At 37.2% G+C, this 11,777-nt stretch carries 11 protein-coding genes; 5 read left to right on the forward strand and 6 right to left on the reverse strand.

From position 1 onward, the window contains the following. The first annotated feature begins 491 nt into the window (after positions 1–491). The 4 genes from thrS to rplT all read left to right on the forward strand — a co-directional run bounded on the left by thrS (position 492) and on the right by rplT (position 3,734). Positions 492–2,438 (forward strand): threonine--tRNA ligase, encoded by a 1,947-nt coding sequence (thrS, locus tag J0871_RS15970; protein WP_208226223.1) that lies wholly within the window; start codon positions 492–494, stop codon positions 2,436–2,438. A 23-nt stretch (positions 2,439–2,461) separates the two neighbouring features. After that, positions 2,462–3,013 carry a translation initiation factor IF-3 gene (gene infC, locus J0871_RS15975; protein ID WP_075327583.1) on the forward strand — a complete coding sequence of 184 codons (552 nt, stop codon included), beginning with the start codon at positions 2,462–2,464 and terminating at the stop codon, positions 3,011–3,013. A 43-nt stretch (positions 3,014–3,056) separates the two neighbouring features. Next, positions 3,057–3,254 carry a 50S ribosomal protein L35 gene (gene rpmI, locus J0871_RS15980; RefSeq protein WP_037319922.1) on the forward strand — a complete coding sequence of 66 codons (198 nt, stop codon included), beginning with the start codon at positions 3,057–3,059 and terminating at the stop codon, positions 3,252–3,254. Positions 3,255–3,389: 135 nt separating this feature from the next. Then, positions 3,390–3,734, forward strand: coding sequence for a 50S ribosomal protein L20 (gene rplT, locus J0871_RS15985; protein WP_075327584.1), 345 nt, complete (start codon positions 3,390–3,392; stop codon positions 3,732–3,734). 142 nt (positions 3,735–3,876) lie between these two features. Here the strand turns inward: rplT and J0871_RS15990 are convergent, their stop codons facing one another. The 6 genes from J0871_RS15990 to tgt form a co-directional block, all read right to left on the reverse strand. Then, positions 3,877–4,299, reverse strand: coding sequence for a secondary thiamine-phosphate synthase enzyme YjbQ (locus tag J0871_RS15990; RefSeq protein WP_208226224.1), 423 nt, complete (start codon positions 4,297–4,299; stop codon positions 3,877–3,879). Between the two features lie 183 nt (positions 4,300–4,482). Next, the gene (locus J0871_RS15995) at positions 4,483–5,832 is read right to left on the reverse strand and encodes an asparagine synthetase B (protein WP_346014352.1); all 1,350 of its coding nucleotides are present in this window, start codon (positions 5,830–5,832) and stop codon (positions 4,483–4,485) included. Next, the gene (gene dnaB, locus J0871_RS16000) at positions 5,813–7,378 is read right to left on the reverse strand and encodes a replicative DNA helicase (protein WP_093306082.1); all 1,566 of its coding nucleotides are present in this window, start codon (positions 7,376–7,378) and stop codon (positions 5,813–5,815) included. The genes J0871_RS15995 and dnaB overlap by 20 nt, the downstream gene beginning before the upstream one ends. Before the next feature lie 167 nt (positions 7,379–7,545). Further along, positions 7,546–8,499 carry an acetyl-CoA carboxylase carboxyltransferase subunit alpha gene (locus tag J0871_RS16005; RefSeq protein ID WP_075327587.1) on the reverse strand — a complete coding sequence of 318 codons (954 nt, stop codon included), beginning with the start codon at positions 8,497–8,499 and terminating at the stop codon, positions 7,546–7,548. Positions 8,500–8,598: 99 nt separating this feature from the next. After that, complete coding sequence (locus J0871_RS16010; protein ID WP_093306084.1) at positions 8,599–9,675, reverse strand: LptF/LptG family permease; 1,077 nt, start codon at positions 9,673–9,675, stop codon at positions 8,599–8,601. 3 nt (positions 9,676–9,678) lie between these two features. After that, on the reverse strand, positions 9,679–10,809 hold the full coding sequence (gene tgt / locus J0871_RS16015; protein ID WP_208226225.1) for a tRNA guanosine(34) transglycosylase Tgt: 1,131 nt from the start codon (positions 10,807–10,809) through the stop codon (positions 9,679–9,681). A 265-nt stretch (positions 10,810–11,074) separates the two neighbouring features. Between tgt and J0871_RS16020 the strand changes: the two genes are divergently transcribed. Further along, positions 11,075–11,777: transketolase (locus tag J0871_RS16020; protein WP_208226226.1), on the forward strand; the 703-nt coding region annotated here is incomplete at its 3' end.

Here is an 11,777-nt window from a genome sequence, read left to right on the forward strand (position 1 = left end):
ATTCTCAAAAGAACTTTAAAAACAACTCCCGTTTTAATTAAAAACCTTCGCTGTTTTTGCGGCTGCAAATATACACCCTCTTTTGATTCTGGCAAGTAAAAAAATAAGTTTTTTTACTTTTATTTTTTTAAAGCTTTTCCAACCTTAAAAAATCACCGTATCCCAATATGTAATGAACTTCTCCGCTTCTACTCTCAACCCTCGTTGTGTCCCAAAGCGGGTGCAAATATACTGCGGTTTTATTCCCCCGCAAGCTCCAAATAATAATTTTTTAAAGAAATCTTAAAACCAATTCCTAAACTTCTCAATAAAAGGAACTTGTAAGATAAAAAATTTTAAAGAAATATTGGGGAGACAAAAGTTAATGTTTCAGCATAAAGAAAAATTACTCCTTTTTAATATTTCAGCAATAAATATTCTCCTTTATATATAAGTATATTGCGCAGGCAAAATCAACCTATTATCTTTGCGCTCATTAAAACTACATATACATGATTAAGGTAAGCTTGCCCGATGGCAGTATAAAAGAATTTGAAAAAGGTACCACTCCAATGGATGTTGCTAATAGCATTAGCTCTGGACTGGCCCGAAACGTAATTTCAGCAAAATTCAACAACAATATTGTAGAAGTTTCTACGCCATTAACAACAGATGGCAGTTTAACCTTATTTACCTGGAAAGACGACGAAGGTAAAAAAGCCTTTTGGCATTCTACCTCTCACGTAATGGCCCAGGCGATAGAAGAAATGTACCCCGGTTCTAAATTAACTATTGGGCCGGCCATTGAAAATGGATTCTATTATGATGTAGATTTTGGCGAGCATAAGATTTCTGAAAACGATTTTAAGAAGATCGAAGACCGAATGTTGGAGATTGCCCGTGAAAAACATGATTTTAAATTAAGGGAAGTTTCAAAAGCAGATGCCCTCTCCTATTATAAGAAACAAAACAATCAGTTTAAAGTTGAATTAATCGAAAACCTGGAAGATGGTGAGATCACTTTCTGCGATCACGACAACTTTACAGACCTTTGTCGAGGAGGCCATATTCCAAATACCGGCTTTATTAAAGCGGTGAAGTTAATGAGTGTTGCCGGAGCTTACTGGCGAGGCGATGAAAATAATCCGCAGTTAACTCGTGTTTATGGAATTTCATTTCCGAAGCAAAAAGAATTAAAAGAATATTTAGAACTGCTTGAAGAAGCAAAGAAAAGAGATCACCGTAAGCTAGGGAAAGAACTTGAATTATTTACTTTTTCTCAAAAAGTTGGACAGGGACTTCCGCTATGGCTACCAAAAGGAGCTGCTTTAAGAGAGCGCCTGGAAGATTTCTTGAAAAAGGCACAGAAAAAAGCAGGTTATGAGATGGTAGTAAGTCCGCATATTGGTCAAAAAGAACTTTATGTAACTTCCGGCCATTATGCTAAATACGGTGAAGACAGTTTTCAGCCAATTCATACTCCAAATGAAGGTGAGGAATTTTTATTGAAACCTATGAACTGCCCTCATCACTGCGAGATTTATAACGCTAGCTCCTGGAGTTACCGTGATCTTCCAAAACGTTTTGCTGAATTTGGTACTGTTTATCGCTACGAACAAAGTGGGGAATTACACGGATTAACCCGTGTTAGAGGTTTCACCCAGGATGATGCTCATATATTCTGTACTCCAGATCAATTAGATGAAGAATTCAAAAAAGTAATAGACCTTACCTTATATGTATTCGATTCTTTAGGTTTTGAAAACTTTACCGCACAGGTTTCTTTAAGAGATCCGGAGAATAAAGAAAAGTATATAGGATCTGATAATGTTTGGGAAAAAGCCGAAACTGCCATAATTAATGCAGCAAAAGAAAAAGGTCTTAATTATGTTGTTGAAACCGGGGAAGCCGCATTTTATGGACCTAAGTTAGACTTTATGGTGAAAGATGCTCTTGGCAGAAGCTGGCAACTTGGCACCATTCAGGTAGACTACAACCTGCCAGAAAGATTTGAACTTAGCTATAAAGGAAGTGACAATGAGACACACCGCCCGGTAATGATTCACCGTGCGCCATTTGGTAGCATGGAACGTTTTATAGCTATATTATTGGAACATACAGCCGGTAACTTTCCATTATGGTTGATGCCCGAGCAGGCTATGGTGCTCTCAATCAGTGAGAAATATGAAAAATACGCCCAAAAAGTTTTAACTTTGCTGGAAAATAACGAAATTCGCGCTTTGGCAGATAACCGAAATGAAACCATTGGAAAGAAAATAAGAGAAGCCGAAATGAATAAATTCCCATATATGTTGATTATAGGGGAACAGGAAGAACAAGATGGTACGGTTTCTGTACGAAAGAGAGGGGAAGGCGATATAGGCACAATGCCAGTTGAAGACTTTGCCGAAATAATAAATAACGAAATCAAAAAAACGTTGAAGACGTTTGAAGTTTAACCAAAAATAGATCAGCCATAGCAATACGTAGAAAAAAATCGAAGAGACCGCTTAGAGCAGTTAAAGAGGATCAACACCGGATTAACCAAAAAATCAGGGCAGAAGAAGTTCGCCTTGTAGGTGATAATGTAGAAATGGGCGTTTATCCAACCAAAGAAGCATTAACCATAGCCGAAGATTTAGGTTTGGATTTGGTAGAAATATCTCCAGATGCTAAACCACCGGTGGTAAAAGCGATGGATTACAAAAAGTTTCTTTACGAACAAAAGAAACGCGAAAAGGCAATGAAAGCCAAAGCGAGTAAAGTGGTTGTAAAAGAAATACGTTTTGGTCCTAATACAGATGATCACGATTACGAGTTTAAAAAACGTAATGCAGAGAAATTTTTAAAAGATGGTGCAAAACTAAAAGCTTTTGTATTTTTTAAAGGTAGATCTATCGTTTTTAAAGATAAAGGTGAAATCCTATTGCTTAGATTAGCTCAGGATCTTGAAGAACTTGGAAAAGTAGAACAAATGCCAAAACTTGAGGGAAAACGTATGACTATGTTTTTATCTCCAAGAAAAGCAAAATAGAATAAAGAATAATAAGAGAGTTATAATATAAAAAGAGGATAACATGCCGAAAATGAAAACAAAGTCTAGTGCCAAAAAGCGTTTTAAGCTTACCGGTACTGGTAAAATAAAAAGAAAGCACGCGTTTAAAAGCCACATCTTAACAAAGAAGTCTAAAAAACGTAAGCTAGCCTTAACGCATAGTACTTTAGTACACGATGCAGATAAGGACAATGTTAAACTTATGTTGCGTTTAAAGTAACAATAAGCTCTTAACGGTTTAATTAATTTAAAAACCCTGGAGTTGGGCAACACTTCGATCGCGCTTAGTGTGAAAGATTGAAGTTTAAGTTAAAAGTGTCGATTATCGACCGCCTGCTACAAAACACATAAAAATATGCCAAGATCAGTAAATTCAGTTGCAAAGAGAGCCAGAAGAAAAAAGGTTCTTAAGCAAGCAAAAGGTTACTTCGGACGTCGTAAAAACGTTTGGACAGTAGCTAAAAACGCGGTAGAGAAAGCAATGCTTTACTCATATAGAGACCGCAAAGTAAAGAAACGTAATTTCCGTTCACTGTGGATATTGCGTATCAACGCTGCAGCCCGTGAACACGGTATGTCTTATTCTCAATTTATGGGAGCTGCAAAAGCAAATGGAATAGGTTTAAACCGTAAGGTACTTGCCGATTTGGCAATGAACCATCCAGAAGCTTTTAAAGCAGTTGTAGATAAAGTAAAGTAAATACAAACAGTTATACACTCTCTTATTTAAAAAATCCGGTTCTTTTGAGCCGGATTTTTTTGTACTTATATTTATTAATGACCTATTATTTGCGACCAGTACACTAATATTATCAGCCAATTCAGCGTGCAGGTATCTCCGCTTAAACTCCGTAAAGGCTTAAAACTAATTTTCGGGAACCACCATTATCTCTATGTTCTGCCAGATAAATTCCCTGCCAGCTTCCTAAATTTAATTTTCCATTAGTTACCGGAATTTGAAGCGAACTGCCAAGTAAAGATGCTTTTATATGCGCAGGCATGTCATCAGCCCCTTCTAAAGTATGTTTGTAATATGGCATATTTTCCGGAACCATTTCATTAAAATGACTTTCAAAATCATCGCGCACCGTAGGATCGGCATTTTCATTGATGGTAATTCCTGCCGAAGTATGTTTAATAAAAACATTCAACATTCCAGAATTAATTTCCTTTAATTCTGGTAATTCACTCTCTACTTCGCCAGTGACAATATGAAAACCTCTTGATCTCGCTTTTAATTTTATTTCCTTCTGAAAAAATTTCATAGTTACTTCTTATTATTTTCTTTTAAATAAATTCCTGTTGCAGTTAAAATCCCAACTGAAATTAATAAAATTCCATATACCGAAGAAGGCAATGTAAGTACATTAGTTAAATCTAATATGAGAAATATCACCAAAATCAAGTTGATGACACTTAGTATTTTCAACAAAAGACTTAGTTTCATCTTAGGTTTTTTGAGGCTTTTTCTTGGCCGCCGGGAAAAGCACATTATTTAAAATAAGCCTATAGCCCGGGGAAGTTGGGTGCAAATCAAGTTCGGTCTTTGGATCCCCTACTCTATGCTGATAATCTTCAGGATCGTGACCTCCGTAAAAAGTGAAAAATCCTTTTCCTTTTATTCCGTGGATATAACGAGCTTCACCATTTAATTTACTTTCTCCCATCACTAAAACATTCGCTTTAATATTATTGGGATTATATGCTGTAGTTTGCCCCATAAATCCTTTAACCAATCGCGTGTGGTTTTGAGTTAACATAGTCGGCACTACATCCCATTTTGCTGAAAAATCCATCAGCGCAAAATAATCGGTTTCCTTCGGAATATTTCTTTTAGCAGTCATATCTATGGAAGAAAACTCGTAAACCATCGGGCTGCGTTCCAGGGTGAAATCGGTAAAGGCGAATGTTTTACTGAAATCTATTTTAGATTGATAACCGGGTTCGCTGGGATCGCCATCAAACATAGTTTCAGCAATATCCACGCCTTCTGCGGCGAGAGCAATATCAAAACTATCGGTAGCGCTGCACATGGCAAACATAAACCCGCCACCAACAACATAATCCCTTATCTTTAGAGCTACGGCTAATTTCTCTTGTGAAACCTTATCATAGCCTAACTTTTGCGCCAAAGCTTCAGATTCTTCTTTTTCCTGAATATACCAGGGCGTGGCTCTAAATGTTCTGTAAAATTTCCCATATTGGCCGGTGAAATCTTCGTGGTGCAAATGCAGCCAGTCAAATAAAACCAGGGCATCGTTTAGAACGGCTTCATCGTAAATAGTTTCATAAGGAATTTCGGCATAGGTAAGTGCCATAGTCACCGCATCGTCCCAGGGTTTATTTCCCTGGGGAGAATAAACCGCAATTTTTGGAGCTTTCTCTAAGACCACGGTCTCCATATTCTGGGAAGGACTACTGATTTCTTCTAAAATAGACTGGGTTTTATCGTCACTTATTACTTCAAAAGAAACTCCACGTATTTGGCATTCTTTACGTAATTTTTCGGTATTTGAAATTAAAAACGAACCACCGCGATAATTGAGCAACCATCTAACTTCTAACTCTTCTTCTAAAGCAAAATAGGTTATTCCGTAGGCTTTTAAATGATTCTTTTGAGCGTCTTCGTCCATAGGAATAAGCAATTGTGACGCCAAAACCTGGATAGAATTTAAAAACAGGAAAACAAAAAAGACCAGAAGAACGGTAAATTTCCCGCTTTTCTGGTCTTTTAAAACAATGTTATTAAGTTTACTCTTCTTTATTTTATCAGAATTTTTAGAATGGAACTTCGTCATCGTCATCATTATTAAACCCACTATTCATAGAGCTACCAAAAGCTTCGTTCGCACTTGGGTTAGGCAGGTTTGGAGAATTAAATTCATTCTCATCATTTTCGCCGGTATTCATTTTTGAATGATACTCAAAAGGCGAATCGAACTCTTCTAAGTTATCAAATTTACCAAGATGACCAATAAATTTAAGACGTATATTTTCCAGTCCACCGTTCCTGTGCTTGGCTACAATAAATTCACCCTGCCCATCGGTTGGTGTACGTTCTTCATCATCCCACTCTTCAATTTTATAATATTCGGGACGATAAATAAAGGAAACAATATCTGCATCCTGCTCAATCGCTCCAGATTCCCTAAGGTCAGAAAGCAATGGTCGCTTACTTCCTCCCCTAGTTTCCACGGCACGTGATAACTGGGAAAGTGCAATTACCGGGATGTTTAATTCTTTGGCAAGTGCTTTAAGGTTACGCGAAATTGTAGAAATTTCCTGCTCCCTGTTTCCGCCGCCTTTTTGACTTCCACCGGCAGTCATTAACTGCAAATAATCAATTACAATAAGCTTGATCCCGTGCTGGGAAGCTAACCTCCTGGCTTTTGCCCTAAGGTCAAAAATTGAAAGTGAAGGCGTATCATCTATAAATAGAGGTGCATTTTCTAAATCTTTCACCTTTACGTTAAGTTGCTCCCACTCGTGCTTTTCAAGATTTCCCGTTCTTAATTTTTCTGAAGAAAGACCGGTTTCCGAAGAAATTAATCGGGTAATTAGCTGCACTGCCGACATCTCCAAAGAGAAAAATGCCACCGGCATATTCTGGCCAACAGAAATATTCCTGGCCATAGATAAAGTAAGGGCCGTTTTACCCATACCGGGACGCGCCGCAACAATAATAAGGTCACTGGGCTGCCACCCGGAAGTTAACTGGTCTAACTTATCAAAGCCTGAAGGAACACCACTTAAACCTTCTTTATTAGAGATTTCTTCAATTCTATTCTTCGCCTGAATCACTAAACTTTGGGCAGTCTCTGTAGACTTTTGAATATTCCCCTGGGTTACTTCGTATAATTTGGCTTCAGCACTATCTAAAAGATCAAAAACATCTGTAGATTCATCGTAAGCTTCTTCAATAATTTCGTTTGAAATTTTAATCAAACTACGCTGAATATATTTCTGAAGAATTATACGCGCATGAAATTCAATATGCGCTGAAGATGATACTTTTTGAGTTAATTGAATCAGGTAATAATCGCCCCCGGTTTTTTCAAAATTGCCGTCTTTCTTTAATTGGTTAGAAACGGTTAATAAGTCAATCGCTTCTGTATTTTCGAAGAGCTTATGTATGGCTTCAAAAATTAATTTATGGGAGTTTTTATAGAAAGCATCAGGGCTAAGGATATCAATAATTTCATCTACCCCTTTTTTATCAATCATCATTGCCCCCAACACAACCTCTTCTAAATCAACAGCTTGTGGAGGAAGTTTTCCTTTTTCAAGGCTAATTACGTTGCTTTTCTTTGCCGAAAATTGTTGTGGGGCGGTGATTTTTTCCATATCACGAAAGTATAAAATTTGTTAAGAGCATCTTAATTATAATTCACTTACTTAATTAACCAGTCATCAACAATCTGCCTGTTGAAAACTTAATAATAGTGTTGATAAGTGCAAAAAAAACCGAAACCAGGGTTTCGGAAATTTAAGAAGTTATGGTATGTAAGGTATTAGCTTTTAAAAACCCCCATATCTAAATACTTATCCATTCTTTTATTAACTAAATCTGTTGGTGATAAGTTTTTAAATTCAGAATAAGCTCCTAAAATTGCATTTTTTACCGTATTAAAAGTTTCCTCTCTATTGCTATGAGCACCTCCGATTGGTTCTTTTACAATTTCGTCTATCAATTTCTGTTTTTTCATATCCTTAGCGGTAAGTTTCAATGCATCTGCTGCCTGCTCTTTATACTCCCAGCTACGCCAAAGAATAGAAGAACAGGATTCAGGAGAAATTACCGAATACCAGGTATTTTCAAGCATCATTACCTTATCGCCAACCCCAATTCCTAAAGCACCTCCACTGGCACCTTCTCCAATGATAACTACAATAATTGGCACTTTTAGCCTTGTCATTTCCAGGATATTTCGGGCAATAGCTTCTCCCTGGCCGCGTTCTTCAGCTTCAAGCCCAGGATAAGCTCCCGGAGTATCGACAAATGTCACTACAGGAAGACCAAACTTCTCTGCAGATTTCATTAAACGTAAGGCTTTGCGGTAACCTTCAGGATTTGCCATCCCAAAATTTCTGTATTGTCTGGTTTTAGTATTATAGCCTTTTTGCTGACCTATAAACATAAAACTCTGGTCTTCAATTTTACCAAGCCCGCCAATCATTGCTTTATCGTCTTTTACATTTCTATCGCCGTGAAGCTCTAAAAAAGTATCACCACAAATTGCATTTATATAATCTAAAGTATAGGGGCGGTTTGGATGCCTGGAAAGCTGAACCCGTTGCCAGGCCGTTAAATTCTTATATATATCTTTTCGGGTTTCCTTTAATTTCTTTTCAATTTGTCTGCAGGTAGCCGTAACATCAACATCGCTCTCTTCACCTATGTTACAGGCTTTTGCGTACTGCTCTTCCAACTCTTTAATGGGTAATTCAAATTCTAAATATTCCATAAGTTGATATGGTTTGTTTTTTATTAGCCTACAAATATAACAAACTTTAAAAGGAAGAATTATACAGAAAGACCATTAAATTTTGAGAAATTTCTTCTCTTATCTTTTGGCTCTATAAAGTAGAAAAATTGCCAGAATACCAAAACTGATATTAGGAAACCAAACAGCAATTAAAGGAGAAAAGGTAGATTGCTCTGCCATAGTGCCAAAAACCTTATCGAAAAATATAAATATAAAGGCTAAAGTAATTCCAACGGCAAGGTTTACACCCATCCCTCCACGACGTTTCATAGAGGAAACAGCTACTGCAATTATGGTAAGAATAAATGCGGAAACAGGAATGCTCCATCGCTTATAAGCTACCACCAAATATCTATTTATATTTCCAGAACCGCGGCGGCGTTCTTGCTCAATAAACTCGTTTAGCTCGGTATAGTTTAAAGTTTCAGCGATATAAGTTTCAGGGGTTAATTCATCAAATTCAAAAGGAAGAATGGTATCCAACTTATTCTGATGAATTATAGAATCTTCATCTACCCCAACAATTCGTTTATTTACATTGGTTAAAGAATAAGTGGTGTCCTCGGGATTAAATCTTAGACTGGTGGCACTTATTTTATATTCAAGTTTATTACCTTCAAAATGTTCTAAAGTGAAATTTCTAGCCGATTTCCCCAATGGCTGAAAATGGCTGGCATAGATAAATTCATTATCATTTATTTGCCTATAAACATCCCTGGTTTCCTGGGTTTCGGCTCCTTTTTTAAGATATTCGTATTTAAATTCATTAAAACCTTTACTGGCTTTTGGCGCGAGGAACATTCCAAGAATAAGCGCTAAAATACAAACAATAGTTGCGCCAATAAGATAAGGTCTTAAGAACCTCCAAAAAGAAACCCCACTACTCAAAAAGGCAATAATTTCAGTATTATTGGCCAGTTTGGAGGTAAACCAAATAACCGATAAAAACAGGAAAAGCGGAAATAATAAATTGGCAAAATAGATTGTAAAGTCTACATAATAAAGAGCCACTTCTATAAACGGCACTTCATTATCCAGTATTTTTCCAATTTTTTCAGCAAGATTAACCGTAATTCCAATTGGTATAAATAGTAAAAGCATAAGGAAAAAAGTTCCCAAATAACGTTTTAATATGTACCAATCTAAAATTTTCAAAGTCTAAAGTCTTTTATCCATTTGTTTTACCATCATATTTTTCCAGCTGGCAAAATCTCCGGCTAAGATATGTTTTCTGGCTTCACGTACCAACCACATGTAAAATCCGAGATTATGAATAGTAGCAATTTGCTTGCCGAGAAGTTCATTTACACTAAATAAATGCCTAACATAAGCTTTGCTATAATCTTTATCTACAAAAGTAGTTCCCATTTCATCTAGAGGAGAGAAATCGTCTTCCCACTTTTTATTTTTTATATTAATAGTCCCGTGAGCGGTAAAAAGCATCCCGTTACGGGCATTCCTGGTAGGCATCACACAATCAAACATATCTACTCCCAGTGCAATATTTTCCAAAATATTAATAGGCGTACCTACTCCCATTAGATATCGCGGTTTATCTTCCGGAAGAATTTCAGTAACAACCTCGGTCATCGCGTACATTTCTTCAGCAGGTTCTCCAACTGAAAGTCCGCCAATCGCATTACCCTCTGCTCCTACTGAAGCGATATATTCTGCCGATTGTTTCCTTAAATCTTTATAAGTACTTCCCTGAACTATAGGGAAAAGCGTTTGATCAAACCCGTATAAAGGATCTACTTTTTCCAAATGATTTACACACCTGTCCAGCCACCTATGCGTCATATGCATAGATCGTTTTGCATATTTATAATCGCAAGGGTATGGTGTACATTCATCAAATGCCATAATGATATCGGCACCAATAGTTCGTTGAATTTCCATCACATTCTCTGGAGTGAAAACGTGGTAAGAACCATCTATATGTGATTTGAATTTTACACCTTCTTCCTTAATTTTTCTTCTGGCAGAAAGGGAGTATACCTGGTACCCACCGCTATCGGTTAAAATATTTCGATCCCAGTTCATAAACTTATGTAAACCGCCGGCTTTCTTAAGGATTTCGGTTTGGGGACGTAAATATAAGTGGTAGGTATTTCCTAAAATTATATCGGGATTAATATCTTCTTTAAGTTCCCGCTGGTGCACTCCTTTAACCGAAGCTACTGTACCAACAGGCATAAAAATAGGAGTTTCAATCTTACCGTGATCGGTGGTAATGGTCCCGGCGCGGGCTTTACTACCGGTATCGGTACTCAACAAATCAAATTTCATAATACTTTTTAAGTGAGTGCAAAGATACTCAAGTAAACTTCCTTTTGACAAACCCAAGAGGCATTAAAATATTTTTTTTGATTAAAAGGCAGCACCAGAGCTTTTAAATATCGCAATCGATTGAAAATTTAATAAAAGAAGTTTACACCAGTAAATTGTTAGTTACTTGGTTAGTTTTCTTAATAACTGGAAGGCAAGCACTTTGACAAAGCTTTATAAAAAGCTATTTTTGTGGCTATCATTTTAACAACACAATTTTACTTTAATGTCAAAGATCAAAGAATTAGAAGATTTTGCCACCCAGGTTCGCCGGGATATTTTAAGGCAGGTTCACAAGGTGAATTCGGGACACCCGGGAGGTTCGCTTGGTTGTACAGAATTTTTCACCGCTTTGTACCAGGGCGGAATTATGGAACACAAACCCGAGTTTAATATGGACGGGAAAGATGAAGATCTTTTCTTTCTTTCCAACGGACATATTTCACCGGTTTTCTATAGCGTTTTGGCCCGTAGTGGTTATTTTCCTGTAGATGAACTTAATACTTTTCGTCTTATTAATTCCAGGTTGCAAGGTCACCCAACAACACATGAAGGCCTACCGGGAATTCGCGTAGCTTCAGGTTCTCTGGGTCAGGGAATGTCAGTTGCTCTTGGAGCTGCTCAAGCTAAAAAGCTAAATAAAGATGATCATTTGGTATTCGCCCTTCTAGGTGACGGTGAATTGCAAGAAGGCCAGAACTGGGAGGCTATTATGTATGCTGCCGGAAATAAAGTAGATAATCTTATTGCTACAGTAGATCTAAACGGCCAGCAAATAGATGGAAGCACAGAAACCGTTTTACCAATGGGTAACCTAAAAGCTAAATTTGAAGCTTTTGGTTGGGATGTAATGGAGATTGAAGATGGTAACGATATGCAACAGGTAATCGATGGATTAACCGAAGCCAAATCCCGTACCGGAAAAGGAA

The sequence above is a fragment of the Salegentibacter sp. BDJ18 genome (assembly GCF_017579965.1).
In the GTDB taxonomy this organism is placed as follows: domain Bacteria; phylum Bacteroidota; class Bacteroidia; order Flavobacteriales; family Flavobacteriaceae; genus Salegentibacter.